This window comes from Streptomyces chattanoogensis (assembly GCF_001294335.1).
GTDB classification, from domain to species: domain Bacteria; phylum Actinomycetota; class Actinomycetes; order Streptomycetales; family Streptomycetaceae; genus Streptomyces; species Streptomyces chattanoogensis.
This window is the reverse complement of record NZ_LGKG01000122.1, coordinates 1-225: the sequence shown is the minus strand read 5'-3', so window position 1 is coordinate 225 and position 225 is coordinate 1. Positions and strand designations below refer to the sequence as shown.

The window sequence follows — 225 nt, the reverse complement described above, 5'->3', positions numbered from 1 at the left end:
GAAGGCCTCACCGGCCGAGGTCAGGAAACGGGCCCAGCCACCGTCGTCACGACGCAGGGTGCCCACGGCGGCCACGTCCTGGATCGCAAAGGTCAGCACAGGGTGCGGGCTGACCTCGACAAACAGGCCGAAGCCCTGGTCCGCGAGCGCCGACGTCGCCGTCTCGAACTCGACCGTCTGACGCAGATTACGGTGCCAGTACGCCGCATCCATGATGGACGTGTC

General features: G+C 67.1%; 1 protein-coding gene. It reads right to left on the bottom strand.

The genetic code is table 11. The annotated features are described in order from the left end of the window. Positions 1–225: acyltransferase domain-containing protein (locus ADL29_RS14815; protein ID WP_157878499.1), on the bottom strand; the 225-nt coding region annotated here is incomplete at both ends.